The sequence below is a fragment of the Streptomyces sp. NPDC047981 genome (assembly GCF_040653315.1).
Lineage (GTDB): Bacteria > Actinomycetota > Actinomycetes > Streptomycetales > Streptomycetaceae > Streptomyces.
Map to the genome: position 1 here is coordinate 21,312 of NZ_JBEZNQ010000070.1, position 20,007 is coordinate 41,318.

Below are 20,007 nucleotides of genomic sequence, written 5' to 3' on the forward strand. Positions count from 1 at the left end.
CGCATGTCTCGTAGACCACGGGGACGTCGACCGGCGCCCCCGTCGGGCAAGAGTGCGCGCACTCGTGGTGGGTGCCGATCCGGCACGAAGTCGATCGGTACGGGGCTGCCTTCGTCTGCGACATCAGTAGGCCTCCGCCGGTGCGAAGCACGTGCAGTCGAGGAGCTCCTCGACTGCCAGTACGTACGGGCGGACGAGGGCGGTCTCCTCACCGGGGATGAAGTCTGTGCGGTCCCTCGGCTGCGGCAACGGCGGCGTCGGGCGGTTGGCAAGAGTGGGACTTCCCTCGGGCGTTAAGGGGGCACGGCGGCGGGGCTTTTGGGAGTACCGCTCCCTGGTGCGCGCGATGGCGCGGCGGATACGGTTGAACACGCTGATCAGCTCCTATCGCTGATGGCCAGGTCCCCGGACATCGCCCGTCGCGGGGACCGCTTTGTTCACGGCGGCCCATAGGGTTCGACCGCCCAGACTGGTGGCGAGGAGACCGAAGTGGTCTGCCTGTGCCACGACTTCCAGGACCTGCCGCCATGTCTCGGCGGGCAGGGTTTCGGGCACCTCCGCTTCGATCGACGTGTGTCTGGTGTGTTCCAGCACGCGGGTGGTGAGTCCGATGGCGGACAGCTGGGCGGCGAGGGCCTCCGCGCTTACTTCTGGAGCAGGCACAGGGCAGCCTCCGTCACCGGCGATCACTTTGAGTGAAGCTAGTTAACTAGGTTAGAGCTAGTGGACTAGATTTTCCATATGCCTGAGCAGCCGCCATACCTCCGCATCGCCGACGAGCTCCGGCGGCGGATCGCGGAGCACGAGTGGACTCCTGGAGACCGGCTGCCCTCTCGGGCCCAGATCGGGAAGGAGTGCGGCGTAGGTGAGAACGTCGTTCGCCGGGCCCAGGAGTTGTTGATCTCGCAGGGTGTGTTGGAGGGGCGGGCTGGGTCCGGGACCTACGTTGCTGAGCCCCGGCAGCGGGTGCGGATGGTTCGGTCCGCTGCGCGCGAGCAGCCCGACGGGTCGCCGTTTCGGGCCGACATGAAGGCCGTGGGAAGGAATGGCGGCTGGGAGAGCCGGACCGATGCCAAGGTGCCCGCGCCGGCCGAGATCGCTGCGCGGCTCGGGATCGGTGAGGGCGAGCTGTGCGTCCGGACCGTGTACGAGTTCCTCGCCGACGGGCGGCCCGTGCAGCTGTCGACGAGCTGGGAGCCGTACGACCTCACCAGCGGGACCCTCGTCGTCCTCCCCGAAGGCGGGCCCCGCGCCGGGGCCGGCGTCGTAAACCGGATGGCCGAGATCGGAATCACGGTCAGCCACGCTGTGGAACAGCCGGAGCCGCGGCAGGCGACTGCCGAGGAGGCTTCGCTCCTCGGGATCCAGAAGGCCGCGCTCGTCACGCACATCCGACGGACCTACTACAGCGACCAGGGGCAGCCCGTGGAGACGGCGGACATCGTCGTGCCTGCGGCGCTGTGCGAGATCGTCTACGAGGTCCCCATCAAGTAGTCGCGGACTCACGGCCCCTGCGCCTTGGACTCGAGAGCTGACTTGGGTGTCGCAGTGCGCCTTCCCCGGGGTCTGGAGCCCCGACCAGGGACCGCCCGTACTCGCCCACGGGCTGGCTGGCATCATCCTCGGACGACCGCTGGTCACGGCGGTGCTCAAGGGAGGGGATCGGCTGTGGTTGTGGGTATCGCGCTGTTCGTATTGGGACTGGCGGGCGTGGCGTGGGGGGCGATGTTCCTCTTCAATGTGCGGGGCGCGGCAGACAAGGCAGTCGCGCGGCGCAACGCCGTCAGGGCTGTGACCGCAGCGCGGACACTGGATATGGGGCTCACGGAGCCGTCGCGATTCGGTGCCTGGTTCTTTCGGCTCGTCGGTGGCATCGTCTTTCTCGGCTCGCCCGTGATCGCGCTCGCAGGCCTCGCCATCGCCACGCTCGAATGACAGTTGATCGACAAAGGGACGGGCGGCGTCGACATGGCCGCCATGGTGGCGAGGCGGGGAACCCCTACGCTCCTCCTACCTGTCCCGAGTGCAGCAAGCCCATGGCGTTCGGCGGATTCGTGCTCTGTGGGCGGGAGGACGATGGCAAGCGGACGTGCCGCTTGCTGTGGGAGTGCGCTGGCCGCCATGTCTGGTGGCACTGGGCCGATCGGCCGGACGAGCCGTTGGAAATCTGTCCGACGCCGGAGCTGTTTCGCTGACATCCAACGCTGACATCAACGGGCATGGACAGCCGCAACGTTCAGCAGCCGTCGAAAGGCCTGTGCGCGTGAGGTTGGAGTCCACCGGACGCCTCCTAGATCGAACTCCTAAAGCGGGTGTCGCAGGTTCGAATCCTGCCGGGGGCACATGGGAGAACGGCCCGGAGCGATCATGCTCCGGGCCGTTCTCGTGCATCGGTTGACGGTGACCGCGTCACGCGCTCCGACGCCGGTGAGCGAGCGGGAACGCCCCTCACGGGCAGGCGCGATCAGTGCGGGCCGGCCTGTCAGAGTCGGGTGGCACTCTGGGCGCGTGCTGATCGATGGATACGAGAATGAACCCCTCGTTGCCGCGGAGGACCTGCCGGCCCTGCCGGGGTTCTGGGCCGCCTACCTGCTGTGGATGTGCCAGACCGAGGAGAACGACCCGGTTCCGCTGTGGTTCGGTGCTGACGAGGCCGACACGGACGCGGCGTACGAGGCGCTGACCGACGAGGATCGCTGGCCGGTCTTCCGCATCCCGTTCGCCGACCGGCACAGCGTGGTCATCGTGGGCCGCAACATCACCGATGACCAGGGGACCGAGTATGTCGTCACCCACCCCGAGTGGGATCGGCACGGCCACCTGGCCACCGTCGACGGCCACCAAGCCGGCCCCGGGCTGTCCTGGCGGGAACTCACGCACATCGCCGGCACGCCCGACCCCGAGGCTCCCGGGATCCACGCGCCACATGTCCGCCTGCTGCTCCTGCTTCCGACCCTCGGCGACAGCGACCTGCCCGACGACGCGGCCACGCTGATCAGCGACGCGCTCGTCCGGGTCGGAGTCGGCGAGGACATGGCCCCGGTAGTGGCAGACGCACTCCTGCGGGACCACCCCCTGTGGGAACCGGCTGAATGGGCCCTGCCCTCGCCGTCCCCGCTCTCCGGCACCCAGCAGCACTTCCCCGGCATCCTGCACTGCGACGAACTCAGCAGCCCACGGTGCGGAATCCGTCTCGCCCAAGGAATCACCCGCGAGCAGAACGACCGACTGGCCCGAGCACTCGGCACCTGGCCCACGCCATGACACGAAGGCCGACAGACGTTGCCTCTGCGCCCTCACCATGAGCCCGCACCGCGGGCGGAGTGGCCGTCGCGCCCGGCCTGTGGGGCCGGCTCCGGCGCGGTGGCTCGGGCGGGTGGTCTCGACGCCCGACGGCCCCCTCCCTGACGGGTGGGGGCCGTCGGTCAGGTCACTTGAGGGTGGGGGGGTCCAGGGCTTCCAGGGTTGCGGAGGGGGCCGTGGCTGTGGCGCCGCCCGAGACGTAGACGCAGGCTCCTGTGATGCCCGGCGGGCAGTGGGTGGCCGCCGCCGCGAGGAAGGCGCGAGGGGTGGGCAGCGAGGGCAGCGTCGTCCAGGTTCTGGACGACGGCTGGTACGACTCGACCTTGCCGCTGAGGCCGCCGGTCAGGCCGCCCACCGCGTAGACGCAGGTGCCGGTCTGGCCCGGCGGGCAGGGCGCCGCCGCCGTGGCCAGCGAGTAGCGGGGCGTCGGGAGGGACGCCACCGGCGTCCAGACATTGGCGGCCGGGTTGTACGACTCCACCGTGCCGACGGGCCCGCCGGAGGTTCCGCCCACCGCGTAGACGCACGTGCCGCGCTGACCGCCCGGGCAGGTGGACGCGGCCGCGGCCAGGCCGGCCCGCGCGAGCGGGAGCGAGGCCACCGGGCTCCAGGCGTTGGTCACCGGGTTGTACGCCTCGACCGAGGCCGTGTTGCCGCCGCTCGTGCTGCCGCCCATGGCATACACGCAGGTGCCGGTCTGGCCCACCGGGCACGGCGCGGCAGTGGCCGCCGTGTTGTAGCGGGGGACGCTCAGCGAGGCGACCGTGCTCCAGGCGTTGGTGGCCGGGTTGTACGACTCCACCCTGGTGAGGCCGCTCGCGGCGGTGATGCCGCCGACCGCGTACACGCAGTACCCCCGCTGGCCCTTCGGGCAGGGCGCGGTCGCCGCGCCCAGCTGGCTCCGGGGCGTGGGCATGGGCGGCAGTGTCGACCAGGATCCGGAGAGGCGGTTGTACGACTCGGTCGCACCGGTGGCGTTGGCGCCGTTCGTGCCGCCGACCGTGTAGACGCAATTGCCGCCCTGGGCGGGGGGACAGGCCGCCGTCGCCGAGGCCGCGCCGTAGCGGGCCGTGGGCATGTCGGCCAGTGTCGTCCAGATCGTCCCGTTGTTGGCCGACGCCGGCAGTGCCGCCGCGATCAGCCCTGCGGCCGCCAGCAGCGTCGTGAGTCCGACGCGGCTCCGCAGGCTTCGGCCCTTCCGGCCGGTCGGCGGTTCCGTGGATATGCCTCGCACGTGGGGTCCTCTCGTTCGCTCGTCGGGCATGGGAATGCCCTTGGAGCGTTCCCGGGCCCGACGGCGCGAGCAGCCGGATACCCGCGAGAAACCATCGGGTGGCCCACAGGCCTTCCCGGACGGTCCAGGAGAGCGGGAAAGGAATCAGCGGAGCTCTTCCGGGCACGCCGTGCCCCTCGGGAAGAACTTGTACGGAGCCGACAGCCGGTACACGCCCGCCTTCGGGGCCACGAGCTCCGTCCACTCGTCGCCGTCCGCGTCCGCCTCCGTCCTCAGCAGGCAGCCCGACTCGTTGAGGAAGACCTTCTCCAGCTCCTCCGGTGACTCCTCCCGGGCCTTCTTCGACGCCTCCGTCTCCTCCGGCGGCTCGATCTTGCCGCCGTTCTCGTCGAGGAGCGCAAGCCACGGCGAGTACGGGACGCGGATCAGGACCCGGCCCGGGGTGTCGACCTCGATCACGACCTCGTTCGCGCCCGCCCTGCGCACCTTCGCCGGCGGGTCCGCCAGCGGGGTCGGGTCGTCGACCTCGTACAGGCGCCAGTTCGCGTCCGACCAGACCTGCTTCAAGTACGGCAGGCCGTTCCCGACGAGCTTCGCCTCCAGCTCGGCACCCGAGTCCGGCGCCCCCGTCGGCAGCACCACGTAGTGCACCGCCCAGCGGTCCAGCCAGTCCTGGTAGTTCGTGGCGTTCAGGGTGTCGTCGTAGAAGAGCGGGTTGCGCTCCATGTCCGCCTGGCGGTTCCAGCCCCGGGCCAGGTTGATGTACGGGCTGAGCGCCGAGGACTCGCGGTGGCTCGACGCCGGGACGACCTCGACCCGCGCCCGCTCGGCGCCCCGCACCTGCAGCTGGTTGATCAGCGGCGCGACCTCCCGGGCCCACGACGCGTCCGGGGCCGTACGGATGACGTCGTCGACGCCCTTGAAACCGATCCAGAAGTTCAGACCCGCGAAGGCCAGCACGATCGCGTACCACTTGCGCGAGCGCGGGACGGTGTAGGGGAGGGCGGCCAGCAGGACCACGCCCGCGAAGAGCATCACCAGGCGCGAGACGTTCGAGCCGATCTGCGAGTCGATCAGCCAGGTCAGCAGCGTGCCCGCCGCGTACACCGCCGCGCCCGTCCGTACCGTGCGCCACGCGCGCGGTACGAGCGCGAAGCAGAGCACCCCGAAGAGGAACGGCAGCGCCGTCGACGCCCACGACATCGGCTGCGTACCGGAGAACGGGAACAGCCAGGAGGAGAGCGCCACCACCAGGACCGGGGCGAGACCCAGGGCGTACGCGCCCGGCCGGCGCCGGTTGAGGAAGAGCGCCGCCGCCGCGACACCGAGGAACAGCCCGGCGACCGGGCTGCACGCGGTCGCGATGCCCGCGAGCGGCGCGGCGACCGCCGCCTTCGCCCAGCGCTTGCGCCGCCAGCGGTGCGGCCAGCAGAAGACCGCCGCGACCGCGCCCAGCGCGAACATCATGCCGAGCCCGAACGTCACCCGACCGGACAGCGCGTTGCACAGGAACGCGAAGACCCCCGCCAGCGAGCACGCCAGCGGATTGCGCACCGCCCGCACCCGCACCAGGATCAGCGCCGTCAGACCCGCCGACAGCGTGCCCGCGATCATCATCGTCGTACGGACGCCGAGCACCGACATCACGTACGGCGAGACGACGCTGTACGAGACCGGGTGCATCCCGCCGTACCAGGCGAGGTTGTACGCGGAGTCCGGGTGCCGGCCGACGAACTCGGCCCAGGCGTCCTGTGCCGCCAGGTCCCCGCCACTGTTCGCGAACACGAAGAACCACAGGACGTGGGTGAGCGCCGCGACACCCGTCGCGATCATGACCGGGTAGCGGCGACGGCGACGGCGCGGACGCCGGTCCGGTGACTGCTCCGTGTGCCGTCTCGGCGTCGGAAGGTCTATTCGCGGCGGGGACGAGGACGGCGAGGACAGGGGCTTCGGCGCGCCTTCTTCGGCGCGTGTCGGCTCGGCGGTGGTCACTCGCGTCCCTCTCCCGTGCTGCTCCCGAACGGCCTTTCGCACATGTCTCGGACTCCGGAACGCTAACAGTCGGGCGCCCCGGGCAAACCGGGACGCCCTGACAGGTCAGCCCAGACGGGTCAGCTTCTTGTCGATGCCGGGCTCGACGAGGTCCGTCTGGAGGGAGACCGGGGAGCTGACCTTGCCTGCGCCGGTGCCGATCGACACCTGGCCGACGACGTCGCCCTTCTTGCCGGTGTGCGGGACGGCCTTGCCGCCGTCGGTCAGCTCCAGGTCGACCTTCAGGCCCGGCCAGCCGACGGCCTTGAGCTCCTTGTCCGCGACGACCGGCGTGAGACCGCCGAGCCCGTCGTCGATGTGGCCGACGACCTGGCCCTTACGGATCACGGAGGCCGAGGTCACGTCCTTCTGGGCCTGCTGGATGAGCTTGAGGCTGTAGTCGATCGAGAGCTGCAGCTTCTCGTGCAGCACGGCCGCGTCCTTGGCCCCCATGACGATGCCGAGGATCCGGCGCTCCTTGCCGTCGACGATCGTCTTCGCGGACCAGAGCAGGTTGCCGCCGGCCGGGGTCGACGAGCCGGTCTTGATGCCGGAGACACCGGGCTCGAGCAGGATGTTGTTGTTGTTCTCGATCCGGCCGGGGATGCCGTCGACGGTCAGGTTCGGCATGTCCACGATCCCGCGGAACACGTCGTACTGCATGACCGCCTTCGCCAGCTTCAGCTGGTCCTGCGGGGTGGAGACCGTGGTCGCGTTCAGACCGGACGGGTCCGTGTACGTCGACTGCGTCATCCCGAGGTCCTTGGCGGCGGCGTTCATCTTCTCGACGAACGCGGCCTCGGAACCGGCGTCCCAGCGGCCCAGGAGCCGCGCCACGTTGTTCGCGGACGGGATCATGAGGAGCTGGAGCAGCTCCTTCTGCGTGTACGTCTGGCCTTCCCTGACCGCCGCCGTCGACTCGAACTCGGCGCCCGCCTCGTCGGCCGCCTTCTTGTCGATCGTGATCTCGGGGCCGGTCTCCTTCCCCTTGATGGGGTGGTCGCGGAGGATCACGTACGCCGTCATCGTCTTCGCGACGCTCGCGAGCGGGGCGGGCTTCTGAGCACCGTACGTGCCCAGCGAACCGACGCCCTCGACCTCGGCCGCGCCCTGGCCCTCGGTGGGCCACGGCATCTGCAGCTCGCCGCCCTCGAAGGTGAACGTGGGCGCGGCGGTGAGGGAGAGCTTGGGCGGCGGGAGCGGCCGCACGAACTGTACGACCGCAAAGACGATCAGCAGAAGGACGACGAGGGGCGTCCAGATGCGCACCCGCCGGAGGGTCGTGCGCATCGGCGTCGGCGCCGGGGGCGGGGTGTTGGTGAGCTCGGCGAGCAGGTCGAGCGGGGGCAGCGGCGGCATCGGCTGCTGTCTGGTCCGCTCGGCCTCGGCGAGCGACGCCGACGGGGGTACGGGGGCGGGCGCGGCGGAGGCGGCGGCCGGGGCCGGGCCCTGGGCCGGGGACGCCTTCGCCGGCGTCCCAGGGGTCATCGGCGTGTCGGGCCGCAGCGGTACGAACGTGCTCGGGCGCTCCGGCGCGGGGGCGGTCCCGGACGGGGCCGACGGAGCCGACGGAGCCGACGGAGTCTTCGGGGTCGGCGGGGTCGGCGGGAGCTTCAGGGCGGTCGTCGGCTGGTCCACGACCGGCGGGCGGACCGCCTTGAACACGGTGGTCGGCTGGTCGACCGGCTCGGGGGCGGGCGCGGGCTTCGCCTCGTCGGCCTCTGCCTCTACCGCTGCCTCGGCCTCCGGCTCGGACGTCGGCGCGGGCTCCTCCTGCGACTCCTCCTCCGTCGCCGCGGCGGGCTTCCGCGCGGCGAACCAGGAGTCGGCGGAGTCCCGGGCGGGAGCGGCGTCGACAGGCGCCTCCTCGGCCTCCTCGGCCTCCTCGACGGCCTCGACGGCCTCGACGGCCTCCGGGGCCACCGGGGCGGACTCGGCGGCCTGGGGCTCGTCCTCGGCCTCGCGCTCGTCCGTGGAGACGTCGGCGGGCTCCGCGGCCTCCGCGGGCTCGGAGGGCTCCGACGGCTCGTCGGCGGGCTCGGAGGCCCGCTCCTCGTCGCCGGAGGCGACCCAGGCGGCCACCGCCGCCTTCAGGCGGTCGCCGCCCTCCGACGCGTCCGCCTCGGACGCCTCCTCGGACGGCGCCTCCGGCTCCGTCTCCGACTCCTCGACCCGCTCCCCGACCCGCTCCTCGACCGGCGACTCGACCCGCGACTCGACCGGCGACTCGACCCGCGACTCGACCGGTTCGACCCGCTCCTCCGCCGGAGCGTCGTCCTCCGGGGTCCTCGGCGCGAGGGTCTTGAAGACGGCCGTCGGCTGGTCGACCTGGACCGGCGACGGCGCGGGCTCGCGGAGTACCGACAGCCGGGGATCCCGGCCGCCGCCGCCCGGAGTCGTCTCCTTCGAGGACTCCTGCTGCTCCGCCTTGTCGGGGGACTCGCCCGCCACCGTGCCTCCTCCATGCGTCATGCGTACGTCCGAACCGTGTACCAGTGTCCTGTGTGAACCCCTTGGCCCCCGTGCTAGACGAGAACGACATACCTACTGGTTCCCGTACGAAGCACCCAGGCGCTCTCGACAGATGAATGTGAGAGGGGTCACCCTGTGACTCATCCACGCGGGGAGGCATGGATGGGCAGGAGCCGCAGAACAATTCCGGAGGAGCTTCTGCTGCTCGCTCTGGACCCGGCCACGGGTACCACAGCGCAGCCGCAGTCGCTCGACCTCGGCCTGGCCGGAGCACAGCTAGTGGAGCTGGCTCTGGCAGGACGGATAGCCCCTGACGGGGATCGTATAGCCGTGGTGATGCCACGGCCGACCGGAGATCCGACACTGGACTCCGCACTGGAGCTGCTGCGCCGACGCGGCAGCCCGGTTCGGGCCGTCCACTGGATCGGCGGGCCCCGACTGGGGCTGCGCCAGATCTATCTCGCTCATCTGGAGCGCTGCGGCATGGTGCATGCCGTGGAGGGTCAGATGTGCGGGGTGCTGCCGACGACTCGCTACCAGGCGACGGACACGGCCATCAGCCGGGACATCAGGGCCCGGCTGGACAGTGCGATCCGCACCGGCGTACCGCCGGACCCGCGGACCGCGGCGCTCGCCGCGCTGGCCCACGCGGTCGGTCTCGGCAAGCACCTGTACCCGGGGAACGAAGGACGGTCGTCGCGGTCCCGGCTGCGCGATCTGATCCGGCACGACCCCATGGGCGGCCTCGTGGCGCATGCCGTGATGGACGTCCAGAACGGTGTGGCCGCCCAGCCACGCCGTAGCGCGCCGAGCACGGGTGGCGTTCCCCAGCAGCCGCGTCGCGGCAGCATGGTCCGCGCCGCCGTGCACTGACCCGTTCCGGGAGCCGCAAGTCGTGTGTGGGGCGGTCGTCGCGACCGCCCCACACACGCGCGACCGCCCCGACGCGCACGCGCCACCACCCCACACACACGTGCGCCCGCGCACGTTGTGGTCATTTCCCAGCGCACACCACACCTTTGGTGGCAGTCTGCCAAGCAGTAGATACTCACAGCTACGCAGCAGACAGCCGGAGGTGCAGTTTCCGTGGCGTCCAACGTCAACCCCACCGTCAGGCGACGCCGTTTGGGCCAGGAGTTGCGCCGGCTCCGGGAGCAGAAGAACATGACGGCCGAGCAGGTCGCCGAGCGTCTTCTGGTGTCGCAGTCGAAGATCAGCCGCCTGGAGAACGGCCGCCGGTCGATCAGCCAGCGCGATGTCCGCGACCTCTGCGGGGTGTACGAGGTCGAGGACGAGCGCGTCGTCGAGTCGCTGATGCAAATGGCCAAGGACTCGCGCCAGCAGGGCTGGTGGCACGCCTTCGGCGACATCCCGTACAGCGTCTACATCGGTCTGGAGACGGACGCGGAGAGCCTGCGGGTGTACGAGCCGCAGATCATCCCCGGCCTGCTGCAGACCCATGGCTACGCGGAGGCCGTGATCAGCGGCGCGCTCCCGGAGTCGACGCCGACGGACATCGACAAGCGGGTCACCGTCCGCACCCGCCGCCAGGACCGGATCAAGGACGAGGAGCGTCCGCTGCGGCTCTGGGCGGTCATCGACGAGGGCGCGCTCCGTCGCGTGGTCGGCAACAAGCAGCTGATGATCCAGCAGTTGGAGCACCTGGTCGAGCAGTCGCAGCTGCCGCACGTCACCGTGCAGGTGCTGCCGTTCGACATGGGGGCGCACCCGGGCATCAGCGGGCACTACGCGATTCTGGAATTCCCGGACACGTCCGACTCGAGCGTCGTCTACATCGAGGGCGTCACGAGCGACCTGTATCTGGAGAAGGCCCAGGACGTCGCCAAGTACAGCGTGATGTACGAGCACCTGCGGGCGCAGGCGCTGAATGTCGAGCAGACCCGGGAGTTCATTTCGGACATCGCCAAGTCCTACGCGGCGGGCTGATCCGGCATATCCCGATTCTCCGATTCGGGGGTGAATGCGGCCATTCGGCCGGGCCCCCCGAGGAAGAGGACGGCACGGTACACCGCCGACTCGCTCCAATGGAAGCTCACTTGGAATATGCCATCCGGTCGGGTGAACGCCGGCCCCACGCGCCGGGACCGGCGAGTAGCGTCGATCACGCCAGCACGAAGGTTGGCGCGACACACCACTGGCAGAACCGGAGTGAAGAACATGGCCATTATTCAGGGCGCTACGGACACCTGGACGAAGTCCTCCTATTCCGGCGGCAACGGGGCCTGCGTCGAAGTCAAGTCGCCCCTCGTCGCGGCGATCGCGGTCCGGGACTCCAAGGCCCCCGAGGGTCCGTCCATCGCTTTCGGCTCGGCGTCGTGGAACGCCTTCGTCGGCGAAGTGAGCAACGGGGCTCTCTGAGCCCGGGGATGAACACCGCGCACCCCCCCGAGGAAAGAGCCCTCTCGACCGGTCCGCCGTCCTGGCCGAGGGGGCTCGGCCTATGTCCTCAGCGGAGTTCGTCCACGTACCGGTCCGTTCCCGGCACCGTCGGGATGAACGGCGCCACCAGCTCCACCCGGCCCGCGCCCCCGCCCACCGTCTCCAGGTCGGCGAAGTGCTCCGCCCAGCAGGCGCGCGGGTCCCGCTCCAGGAACCACAGCAGGGTCAGCCGGGTGTCGACCCCCTCGACCTGCTTCACATAGGTCATCCGGTCCCCCGGCAGCGGTGTCGGGCGGAAGACCGTGACCATCGCGGCCGGGGAGCCCGCGAGCCGCCTCGGCAGCTCGCGCGCGACGAGGTGTTCGAGCAGCTCCGCCCGCGCCTCGGGCCCGTCCGTGTCGACGACCTGGAGGACCAGGCCCTGGTAGGGGTGGTCGAGGGCGTGGAAGTCGCGCGGCCCGGCCGCCCCGTCGCGGTACACGGTCGCCTCGTGGTCCTGGAACGACGTGAAGACGTGGGTACGGTCGCGGTAGACCCGGGCGTCGCGGTTGAGGCGTTTGTTGATGGCGACGGTCCACTTCATGTGCTCGTCGTAGCGGCCTTCCGTGACCCAGTACGTGGAGAGGTAGCAGCCTGCCGTGACGGGCTGGGCGACCGCGGACTTCTCCGGTCCGCGCAGTTCCTGGAGCGCCCGGGTGGCGACCCAGCGGCGGCCCGCGAACATCCAGGGCATCGCCATCGCGCCGGCGTAGTAGTGGTCGTCCTCGTACCAGCGGTTGTAGGCGTACTCGTGGCCCGGGTGCGGCTCCACCATCGTGATCAGCGCGTGGCCGGGGCGTATCCCGTACGGCCCGACCGCCGCCAGCTCCGCGTACGTCTCGGCACCGCCGGCGGTGCCCGTCTCACTGTCCATGCCCGTACCCCTTCCCTTGTCCTCTGGGGGTGCCTACTCTGACGGGTCGTCAGATCGATCGCCAGAGTCGGGAGGCACCCGGATGCTGCTCCAGGGGAAGACCGTGATCGTGTCGGGGGTCGGCGCCGGACTCGGGCACCGGGTCGCCGAGACCGTCGTACGGGACGGGGGCAACGCGGTCCTCGGCGCCCGCACCGAGGCCAACCTCGCCAAGTCGGCGGCCGAGATCGACCCGAAGGGCGAACACACCGCCCTGCGCGCCACCGACATCACCGACGAGGCGCAGTGCGAGGCGCTCGCCGCGCTCGCGGTGGAGCGGTTCGGCGGGATCGACGCGGTCGTCCATGTGGCCGCCTGGGACAGCTACTTCGGCGGGATCGAGGACGCCGACTTCGCCACCTGGCAGGGCGTCCTCGACGTCAACCTGCTCGGCACCCTGCGGATGACCCGGGCCTGCCTGCCGGCCCTGAAGGAGCGCGGGGGCTCGGTGGTCCTCATCGGCACGCAGTCGGCGGTGGCCGCGCCCTCGCAGGTCCGGCAGGCGGCGTACGCGGCCTCGAAGGGGGCGCTGACCTCGGCGATGTACTCGATGGCGCGCGAACTCGGCCCGCACCGGATCCGGGTCAACACCGTGCTGCCGGGCTGGATGTGGGGCCCGCCGGTCCAGGCGTACGTGACGTTCACGGCGCACACCGAGGGCGTGCCGGAGGACGAGGTGCTCGGGCGGCTCACCGAGCGGATGGCACTGCCGGAGCTGGCGACGGACGGGGACGTGGCGGAGGCGGCGGCCTTCCTCGCCTCCGACCGGGCGCGGGCGATCACGGGCCAGTCGCTGCTGGTCAACGCGGGCGAGCTGATGCGGTAGCGCGCGCGAGGTCCCGGGAGGCGGTCGAGGGCCGCACGGTACGCGAGGGCGTACCGTGCGGCCCTTTTTGACCCCGTCTGGATTCAGAGATGTGAACACAGGTCAGCAAGAAGAACGATTTTGCTTTCTCTTGACCCTCCCGCGCGTTGTCGTCCGCCCGCAACTCCCCACACCATGAACGGCGTTCACAAGGCGGACCGGACCCCTGGAGGGGGCTCAATGAACAGTCTCGACTGGGCCGTGCTCATCGGCTATTTCGGCGTGATGGTCGCGATCGGCGTCTGGTCCCACAAGCGCGTGGACAACGTCTCCGACTTCTTCACCGCCGGCGGCAAGATGCCCTGGTGGCTCTCAGGCATCTCCCACCACATGTCCGGCTACAGCGCGGTGATGTTCACCGGGTACGCGGGCATCGCGTACACCTACGGCGTCACCTCGTACGTCACCTGGTCCTTCCCGATCGCGATCGGCATCGCGATCGGCGCGCACCTCTTCGCGCCCCGCCTCAACCGGCTCCGCTCGCGGCTCCATGTGGCCTCCCCGCTGGAGTACCTGAAGAACCGCTACAACCTGCCCACCCAGCAGGCGCTCGCCTGGTCGGGCGTGCTCCTGAAGATCGTCGACGTGGGCGCCAAGTGGGCCGCCATCGCGACGCTGCTCTCCGTCTTCACCGGGATCTCCCTCAACCAGGGCATCCTCATCACCGGTGTCATCACCGGCATCTACTGCACGGTCGGCGGGCTCTGGGCCGACGCGCTCACCGAGCTGGGCCAGTTCATCATCCAGTTCTTCGCCGGCATCGCGATGCTCGTCGCCGTGCTCGCGAAGCTCGGCGGTGTCAGCGCGCTGTGGGAGGTGTGGGACCGGCCCGAGCTGCAGGGCCACACGGCGCCGACCGCGGGCCCGTACACCCTGACCTTCCTGCTCGCCTACCTCTTCATCAAGACCTTCGAGTACAGCGGCGGCATGTGGAACCAGGCCCAGCGCTACATGGCCACGCCCAACGCCCGTGAGGCCACCCGCTCCGGCCGGCTCTCCGCCGTCCTGTGGTTCGTCTGGCCGCTCGTCCTGTTCTTCCCCATGTGGGTCGCGCCGCTCCTGGTCGACCCGAAGAAGCCCGACGCGTCCGACAGTTACGCCCTGATGACCGAGCAGCTGCTGCCGCACGGCCTCCTCGGCCTGGTCATCGTCGGCTTCTTCTCCCACACCATGGCCATGTGCTCCTCCGACGCCAACGCCATCGCGGCCGTCTTCACCCGGGACATCGCCCCGGTGATGAGCAAGGCGGCGCGGCGCTGGACGCAGGCGGCCGGGCTGCTCGCGGCGCGCTGGTCGACGATCGCCTTCCTCGCGCTGTCGATGGCGGTCGCCACCCAGGTCAACTCGCCCACCTTCAAGGACATCATCACCGTCGTCATCAAGTGGGTGGCCGGTCTGATGGGCCCGATCGCGATCCCGTTCATGCTCGGTCTGCTCAAGACCTTCCGGAAGTCCGGCCCGACGGCGGCGCTCGTCTCCTGGGCGGCCGGCCTCTTCGCCTTCTGGCTCACCAACTACGGCCTGGACGGCATCGAGCTCCAGATCCAGATCGTCTCGCCGCTCGCGACCTCGCTCGTCCTCTACATCCTCATCGGCTTCGTCAAGCCCGAGGACACCCCCGAGCGCGACGCGATCCTCGATCAGCTCGACCGGGACCCCGACGGGGACGGCGGTGGCGCGTCCGTACCACCGCAGGCCTCGGGCGAGCCCGCCTCCCAGCCCCTCGGGTAGCGGCCTCAGCCCCGGGGGTAGCGGCCTCAGCCCCGAGGTTGGCGGCCTCAGCCCCTCGGGTAGCGGCCTCAGCCCCGGGGGTAGCGGGCCAGCCAGCCCGGGTGCGAGTCGGCGGGGCTGTGCAGGGCGGCGCCCTGGGTCATCTCCATCGCGAAGTCGTCCGCGATCTCCAGCACCGTGGAGCGGCCCTCCAGTTCGGCCAGCCAGGCCGGCGGGAGGGCCGTCTCGCCGTGCAGGGCGCCGAGGAGGGCGCCGGTGACGGCCCCCGTGACGGCCGAGGGGCCGTCGTGGTTCACCGCGAGGCGCAGACCGTGGCGGATGTCCTCGCCGACGAGCGCGCAGTAGACGGCCGCGGCGAGCTGGCCCTCCGCCCGGTCCTCGTCGGCGCCGAGGTCGGTGACCCGGCCCGCGTTCGGCATCCCCTGGCGTACGGCCCCCAGCGCCCGCTGCAGGGCGTCGGTGACGGGCTGGTGGCCGGGGCGCGGGGAGAGCTGGGCCAGGGCCCGCTGGACCGAGCCGTCCACGCTCTCGCCGCGGGCGAGACCGTGCACGACGACGGCGAGCGCGCCCGCCGCGAGGTAGGCGACCGGGTCGCCGTGGGTCTGCGCCGCGCACTCGACGGCCAACTGGCACACCAGCTGGGGCTCCCAGCCGACGAGCAGTCCGAAGGGCGCCGAGCGGACGAGCGCCCCGGAGTCGGTCGCGCCCGGGTTCTTGGGCTTGTCCAGGGTGCCGAGATGCTCGTCGCCGAGGCCGGTGAGGCAGGCACGGGCGGGGTCGCGGCGGGCGTAGAGCCACTCCTCGCGGGCGAGCCAGCCGTTGTCCTTGCGGCGCTCGTCCGGGCCCCAGTCGCGCTGGGTGGCCGCCCAGCGCAGATGGGCGCGGTGCACGTCGGTGGGCGGATGCCAGGCGCCGGTGTCGCGGCGGACCTGGGCGCGGATCAGGCCGTCGACGGTGAACAGGGTCATCTGGGTGGCGGCGGTGACCGCGCCGCGCCTGCCGTGGGCGGGGACGGGCTCGGTCAGCCCCTCCGGTCCGTGGGCGGCCCTGATCGCGTCCAGCGGGAGCGGCGCGACGCCCGCGCCGAAGGCGTCGCCGATCGCCCCGCCGAGGAGACAGCCCCGTACCCGTGCGCGGAAGTCCTGCTGTTCGGCGCGGCCCCACACGGCCGCGGCGCTGGTGGTCACGGTGTGCCCTCCCCCGGAAAGCCCTCGGTCGCACAGGTCTCGCAGCACTGTAATGGACCGGGTTCGCACCTTCGCGAGGCAGAACGTTTTGCGATCGGATGCCTTTCTGTCCATCTTCGACCGCAGTTCACCGGAAGTTTCGTCGCGACTTGAACGATCCGCCGCGTGACACGTTTCAAGACCTCCACCTAAGCAGTCGTCGCCGCCGCGCTCGTCCTGGGCGTCACCGCCCCGGCCGCCGTCGCCCGCGACACGCGACACCTGCCCGGCGGGCACTCCTCCCACCGGGAGCAGTCCTCCGTCCCCTTCACCTCCGCCACCGTCACCGAGAACGCCGACGGCAGCTTCACCGTCTCCTGGTCCGCCCGCTCCGCGCACGGCGTGACGATCCGCACCGAGGGCCGCACGGTCGCCCGCGGCGGCGCCACCGGCACCGTCACGGTCAAGGGGCTGCGCCCCGTCGACCGCCGCTGGTTCGACCTGGTCCCCGACCGAGGCACCTCGCTGCGCCTGGCCGACCGCCTGATCAAGCTCCAGGGCGCGGTCAACTTCCGTGACGCCGGCGGCTACCGCACCGTCGACGGCCACTGGGTCAAGATGGGCGAGATCTACCGGTCCGACGCCCTCGACCGGCTCACCGCGGACGACCTCGCCAAGCTGAAGCGCCTGGGCATCAGGACCGTCTTCGACCTGCGCATGCAGAGCGAGCGCGACAAGGACCCCGACCGCGTCCCGGCCGGCGCCACGTACGTCGTCGCCGACGTGCTCGCGGGCACGCCGACGTTCAGCGCCATGCCCAAGACCCCGGCCGAGGCCGAGGCGATGATGGTCGAGGGCAACCGCTTCATGGTGAGCGGCTCCACGGCCAGGGCCGCGTACACCACGGTCTTCGAGGGCATCGCGGACGAGCGCCGGCACGGCGTCCTCTTCCACTGCACGGCCGGCAAGGACCGCACGGGCTGGAACAACGCGGCCCTGCTCACCGCCCTCGGGGTCCCCGAGGAGACGGTGATGGCCGACTACCTGGCCAGCAACACCTACCGGGCGGCCGCCAACGAGGCGATCCTGTCCCACCTTCCCCCGCAGCAGGCCGCGGTCTACAAGCCGCTGCTCGACGTGCGCCCCGAGTACCTCAACGCGAGCTTCGCCGAGGTGAACGAGGAGTACGGCTCGTTCCGCTCGTACCTGAAGCAGGGCCTCGGCATCGACGCCCGTGAGCTGAAGGAGCTCGAGCGGGAGCTGCTGGTCGGCTGACCCACGCCCGCCACGGTCAGGGCGACCGTCCCCGCCCTGACATACGCCCCTGGGTCGGCGCCCCTTTCGACGGACCGTCGTGGCCTGCGCGTCAGGACACGGAGGCGCTGTTCGCCGCGGGGGTGCCGGCCAGGATCGTCTCCTCCACCGCTTCGTACCGCATGCGCTCGCCGGCCGGGTCGCGTTCGCGGAGCACCGTGCCGAGCCAGCCCGCGAGGAAGCCCAGCGGGGCCGAGAGGATGCCCGACGTGGTGAACGGGAACCAGTTGAAGTCCTGGTCCGGGAAGATCGCCTGGGGCGATCCGGACACCAGGTTGCTGCCGGTCATCAGGAGGAACGCGGAGGCGCTGCCCACGATGAGGGTGCAGAGCAGCCCGGTGCGGGAGTAGCGGCGCCAGAAGAGGCTGTAGATGAGGGCCGGTGCGACCGCGGACGCGCCGATGCAGAACGACAGGGTGACCAGGGCCTGAAGGTTCAGATGCCGTGCCCCGGCGGCGATCGCGATCGCCACGAGCCCGACGCCCGCCGCGGCGGTCCGGGCGATGGCCATCTCCGTGGAGCCCTTCAGTCGCGCCTTGCGGCGCAGCCCGTGCGTGATGAGGTCGTGCGCCAGGGTATTGGCGCAGGCGAGGGTGATCCCGGCGACCGAGGCCAGCAGGGTGAGGAAGATGGCTGTCGTCACGGCCGTGAACAGCAGTGTCTCGACGGCCGTCTGGTCCGTGCCCATGACGGCCTGGCTGACCATGAGGAACGCCGTCTTGCCCTGCGGGTCGCCCGCGACGATCCCCTGGTGGCCGACGATCGCCGCCGCGCCGAAGCCGATGACGGCGATCAGCAGACAGGTCACGACGACGGTCGACACGGCCCAGGACATCGAGCGCCGCACGGCTGCCGCACTGCGCGCGGTGAACATGCGCATGGTGATCTGCGGCAGCACCGCGGCGCCGAGCACGACCGTCAACTGCGTGCTGATCATGTCGAGTTCGTTGCCGCCGAACTGCAGCCCGGAGGCGAGATAGGCGTCTCCCGCCCCGCTGCCGCGCTTGGCGGCGTCCAGCAGGGAGGGCAGGCTGAAGTCGAAGCGGTTGAGGATGAGCGTGGCGATCGCGAGGGACGCGCCGAGCAGGGCGACGGTCTTGACGATCTGGATGAAGGCGGTGCCCTTCATCCCGCCGATCGCCGCGTAGGCGATCATCAGCAGGCCCAGGAACACGATCGCCCCGGTCTTGAAGCCGTCGGCGTCGAAGCCGAGGACGACGGAGAGGAGATCTCCGGCGCCCGCGAGCTGGAAGATCACCAGCGGCAGCAGTGCGGTCAGGGTGACCGCGGCCGTGGTGATCCGCACGGCCGGGCCGGGAAGACGCCGGGTGAAGACGTCGCCGATCGTGAACCGGCCTGCGTTGCGGAGCGGTTCGGCGAGCAGGAACATCATCAGGACCAGGGAGAGCACGGTGCTCAGGGCGAGCGTGATGCCGTCGTAGCCGACGAGCGCGATGATGCCGATGGTGCCGAGCACGGTACCGGCGGAGATGTAGTCGCCGGCGATCGCGAGGCCGCTCTGCACGGGGGAGAGCGAGCGGTAGCCGGTGTAGAAGTCGCCCAGGTCGTCACGGTCGGGGCCGGTCATCACGCACAGCAGCAGCGTGACGGTGATGACCGCGATGAACGCCATCAGCGACATGGTCTGGGCTTCGGAGCTGAAGCTGGTCATGCGCGCGCACCTCCGGTGGGCTGCTGCCACCCGGGACGTCCGGAGCGGTTCTGGCGTTCCGGCCGGGGCGCGGCGGCCGCGGCCGCCTGCTCGGCGCGTGCGCGGATCGCCGCGGCGAGCGGGTCGACGCGGTTGCGCGCGATCCGCTCGTACAGCGCGATCGCGGCCAGCGCCACGGGCAGCTGGAGGAGCCCCAGGACCAGACCGGTGGTGAGACCGCCGGTGATGCTGCCGGTCATCATCGAGGGGGCGTAGCCGGACAGGAAGAGGAAGACGACGAAGTAGCCGAGCGCGGTGAAGGTGGCGACGCGGCGCAGCCTGCGGTAGGCCGATCCGAGCCGGTGCAGATCAGCACGGTCTTCGGCGGGGGCGGGCGGCTGGGGCTGCGGGGACGCGTCCCAGGGGTGCTGCGCGGAGTCCCAGCCCTGCGGCGAGGAGTCCCACGCTCGTGGGGACGCGTTCCAGGCCGCCTGAGGATCGGCGTCCCAGGACGGCGACGATCCACCCTCCCAGGACTGCGACGCCGCCTCGTGGCGGTGCCGCCCGGCGTTCTGATGCCGGGGCACGGGCGGTGGGCCGGGGAAAGGCTGGTGGTACGACATCGATCTCGCTCCTTGCCGCCCCGGGGAACGGGCGGGTGGCGCTGGTGGTCCGCGTACGTTACTCATGGGTATAGCCCTTGCGTAAGAGGTTTCCGACCGCTCGGTATGTCGGTTCGGTGACGATCCTGTGCGCGTGGCGAAGGAACCCGCGGTAACCCCAGTAGTGGATCTTTCCGCAGGTCACGGGCGACCGCCGGGCCGCCGGGGCGGAGCAGGCCGCTCGGCCCACGGGCGACCGCCGGGCCGCCGGGGCCGGTCGGGCCGC

17 protein-coding genes are annotated in these 20,007 nt (G+C 71.0%); 9 read left to right on the plus strand and 8 right to left on the minus strand.

Features of this window, described 5'->3' with window-relative positions; translation table 11 throughout:
• Window positions 1–384: 384 nt before the first annotated feature.
• On the minus strand, window positions 385–663 hold the full coding sequence (locus AB0E14_RS30860; protein WP_362425536.1) for a hypothetical protein: 279 nt from the start codon (window positions 661–663) through the stop codon (window positions 385–387).
• A 78-nt stretch (window positions 664–741) separates the two neighbouring features.
• Here AB0E14_RS30860 and AB0E14_RS30865 point away from each other — a divergent pair, with 78 nt between their 5' ends.
• The 3 genes from AB0E14_RS30865 (at window position 742) to AB0E14_RS30875 (ending at window position 3,264) form a co-directional block, all read left to right on the plus strand.
• A complete protein-coding gene (locus tag AB0E14_RS30865) occupies window positions 742–1,494 on the plus strand; it encodes a GntR family transcriptional regulator (protein ID WP_362425539.1) in 753 nt (250 codons plus the stop codon).
• A 180-nt stretch (window positions 1,495–1,674) separates the two neighbouring features.
• Entirely contained in the window at window positions 1,675–1,935 is a 261-nt protein-coding gene (locus AB0E14_RS30870; RefSeq protein ID WP_362425542.1) for a hypothetical protein, read from the plus strand.
• 573 nt (window positions 1,936–2,508) lie between these two features.
• The gene (locus AB0E14_RS30875; RefSeq protein WP_362425545.1) at window positions 2,509–3,264 is read left to right on the plus strand and encodes a hypothetical protein; all 756 of its coding nucleotides are present in this window, start codon (window positions 2,509–2,511) and stop codon (window positions 3,262–3,264) included.
• 166 nt (window positions 3,265–3,430) lie between these two features.
• Here the strand turns inward: AB0E14_RS30875 and AB0E14_RS30880 are convergent, their stop codons facing one another.
• From AB0E14_RS30880 to AB0E14_RS30890, 3 genes are all read right to left on the minus strand, one after another.
• The gene (locus AB0E14_RS30880; RefSeq protein WP_362425548.1) at window positions 3,431–4,537 is read right to left on the minus strand and encodes a kelch repeat-containing protein; all 1,107 of its coding nucleotides are present in this window, start codon (window positions 4,535–4,537) and stop codon (window positions 3,431–3,433) included.
• A gap of 144 nt (window positions 4,538–4,681) precedes the next feature.
• Complete coding sequence (locus AB0E14_RS30885; protein WP_362425551.1) at window positions 4,682–6,370, minus strand: MFS transporter; 1,689 nt, start codon at window positions 6,368–6,370, stop codon at window positions 4,682–4,684.
• Between the two features lie 264 nt (window positions 6,371–6,634).
• Window positions 6,635–9,040 (minus strand): serine hydrolase, encoded by a 2,406-nt coding sequence (locus AB0E14_RS30890; RefSeq protein WP_362425554.1) that lies wholly within the window; start codon window positions 9,038–9,040, stop codon window positions 6,635–6,637.
• A 162-nt stretch (window positions 9,041–9,202) separates the two neighbouring features.
• Here AB0E14_RS30890 and AB0E14_RS30895 point away from each other — a divergent pair, with 162 nt between their 5' ends.
• The 3 genes from AB0E14_RS30895 (at window position 9,203) to AB0E14_RS30905 (ending at window position 11,419) form a co-directional block, all read left to right on the plus strand.
• Window positions 9,203–9,913 (plus strand): GPP34 family phosphoprotein, encoded by a 711-nt coding sequence (locus tag AB0E14_RS30895; RefSeq protein WP_362425557.1) that lies wholly within the window; start codon window positions 9,203–9,205, stop codon window positions 9,911–9,913.
• Window positions 9,914–10,126: 213 nt separating this feature from the next.
• Window positions 10,127–10,987: a helix-turn-helix transcriptional regulator gene (locus AB0E14_RS30900; RefSeq protein ID WP_362425560.1), complete on the plus strand. Its 861-nt coding sequence runs from the start codon at window positions 10,127–10,129 to the stop codon at window positions 10,985–10,987.
• 231 nt (window positions 10,988–11,218) lie between these two features.
• Window positions 11,219–11,419, plus strand: coding sequence for a DUF397 domain-containing protein (locus tag AB0E14_RS30905; RefSeq protein WP_362425563.1), 201 nt, complete (start codon window positions 11,219–11,221; stop codon window positions 11,417–11,419).
• 88 nt (window positions 11,420–11,507) lie between these two features.
• On the opposite strand, the gene AB0E14_RS30910 is transcribed toward AB0E14_RS30905, so the two are convergent.
• Window positions 11,508–12,353 (minus strand): hypothetical protein, encoded by an 846-nt coding sequence (locus AB0E14_RS30910; RefSeq protein ID WP_362425566.1) that lies wholly within the window; start codon window positions 12,351–12,353, stop codon window positions 11,508–11,510.
• Between the two features lie 82 nt (window positions 12,354–12,435).
• Here AB0E14_RS30910 and AB0E14_RS30915 point away from each other — a divergent pair, with 82 nt between their 5' ends.
• Both AB0E14_RS30915 and AB0E14_RS30920 read left to right on the plus strand, forming a co-directional pair.
• The gene (locus AB0E14_RS30915; RefSeq protein ID WP_362425569.1) at window positions 12,436–13,218 is read left to right on the plus strand and encodes an SDR family oxidoreductase; all 783 of its coding nucleotides are present in this window, start codon (window positions 12,436–12,438) and stop codon (window positions 13,216–13,218) included.
• Between the two features lie 219 nt (window positions 13,219–13,437).
• Window positions 13,438–14,988 carry a sodium:solute symporter family protein gene (locus AB0E14_RS30920; protein ID WP_362425572.1) on the plus strand — a complete coding sequence of 517 codons (1,551 nt, stop codon included), beginning with the start codon at window positions 13,438–13,440 and terminating at the stop codon, window positions 14,986–14,988.
• A 68-nt stretch (window positions 14,989–15,056) separates the two neighbouring features.
• Here AB0E14_RS30920 and AB0E14_RS30925 read toward each other — a convergent pair whose 3' ends face one another.
• On the minus strand, window positions 15,057–16,175 hold the full coding sequence (locus AB0E14_RS30925; protein WP_362425575.1) for an ADP-ribosylglycohydrolase family protein: 1,119 nt from the start codon (window positions 16,173–16,175) through the stop codon (window positions 15,057–15,059).
• 381 nt (window positions 16,176–16,556) lie between these two features.
• Between AB0E14_RS30925 and AB0E14_RS30930 the strand changes: the two genes are divergently transcribed.
• A complete protein-coding gene (locus AB0E14_RS30930) occupies window positions 16,557–17,429 on the plus strand; it encodes a tyrosine-protein phosphatase (protein WP_362425578.1) in 873 nt (290 codons plus the stop codon).
• A gap of 91 nt (window positions 17,430–17,520) precedes the next feature.
• Here AB0E14_RS30930 and AB0E14_RS30935 read toward each other — a convergent pair whose 3' ends face one another.
• Both AB0E14_RS30935 and AB0E14_RS30940 read right to left on the minus strand, forming a co-directional pair.
• Window positions 17,521–19,140, minus strand: a complete 1,620-nt coding sequence (locus AB0E14_RS30935) for a cation acetate symporter (protein ID WP_362425581.1) — start codon at window positions 19,138–19,140, stop codon at window positions 17,521–17,523.
• The gene (locus AB0E14_RS30940; protein ID WP_362425584.1) at window positions 19,137–19,742 is read right to left on the minus strand and encodes a DUF485 domain-containing protein; all 606 of its coding nucleotides are present in this window, start codon (window positions 19,740–19,742) and stop codon (window positions 19,137–19,139) included. The genes AB0E14_RS30935 and AB0E14_RS30940 overlap by 4 nt, the downstream gene beginning before the upstream one ends.
• Window positions 19,743–20,007: the final 265 nt, after the last annotated feature.

Excerpts from the sequence above, each read along its gene's own strand:
- AB0E14_RS30865 (WP_362425539.1), top strand. The coding sequence starts at position 742 with ATGCCTGAGCAGCCGCCATACCTCCGCATCGCCGACGAGCTCCGGCGG.
- AB0E14_RS30885 (WP_362425551.1), bottom strand. The coding sequence starts at position 6,370 with ATGATCGCGACGGGTGTCGCGGCGCTCACCCACGTCCTGTGGTTCTTC.
- AB0E14_RS30890 (WP_362425554.1), bottom strand. The coding sequence starts at position 9,040 with ATGACGCATGGAGGAGGCACGGTGGCGGGCGAGTCCCCCGACAAGGCG.
- AB0E14_RS30895 (WP_362425557.1), top strand. The coding sequence starts at position 9,203 with ATGGGCAGGAGCCGCAGAACAATTCCGGAGGAGCTTCTGCTGCTCGCT.
- AB0E14_RS30905 (WP_362425563.1), top strand. The coding sequence starts at position 11,219 with ATGGCCATTATTCAGGGCGCTACGGACACCTGGACGAAGTCCTCCTAT.
- AB0E14_RS30910 (WP_362425566.1), bottom strand. The coding sequence starts at position 12,353 with ATGGACAGTGAGACGGGCACCGCCGGCGGTGCCGAGACGTACGCGGAG.
- AB0E14_RS30915 (WP_362425569.1), top strand. The coding sequence starts at position 12,436 with ATGCTGCTCCAGGGGAAGACCGTGATCGTGTCGGGGGTCGGCGCCGGA.
- AB0E14_RS30920 (WP_362425572.1), top strand. The coding sequence starts at position 13,438 with ATGAACAGTCTCGACTGGGCCGTGCTCATCGGCTATTTCGGCGTGATG.
- AB0E14_RS30935 (WP_362425581.1), bottom strand. The coding sequence starts at position 19,140 with ATGACCAGCTTCAGCTCCGAAGCCCAGACCATGTCGCTGATGGCGTTC.
- AB0E14_RS30940 (WP_362425584.1), bottom strand. The coding sequence starts at position 19,742 with ATGTCGTACCACCAGCCTTTCCCCGGCCCACCGCCCGTGCCCCGGCAT.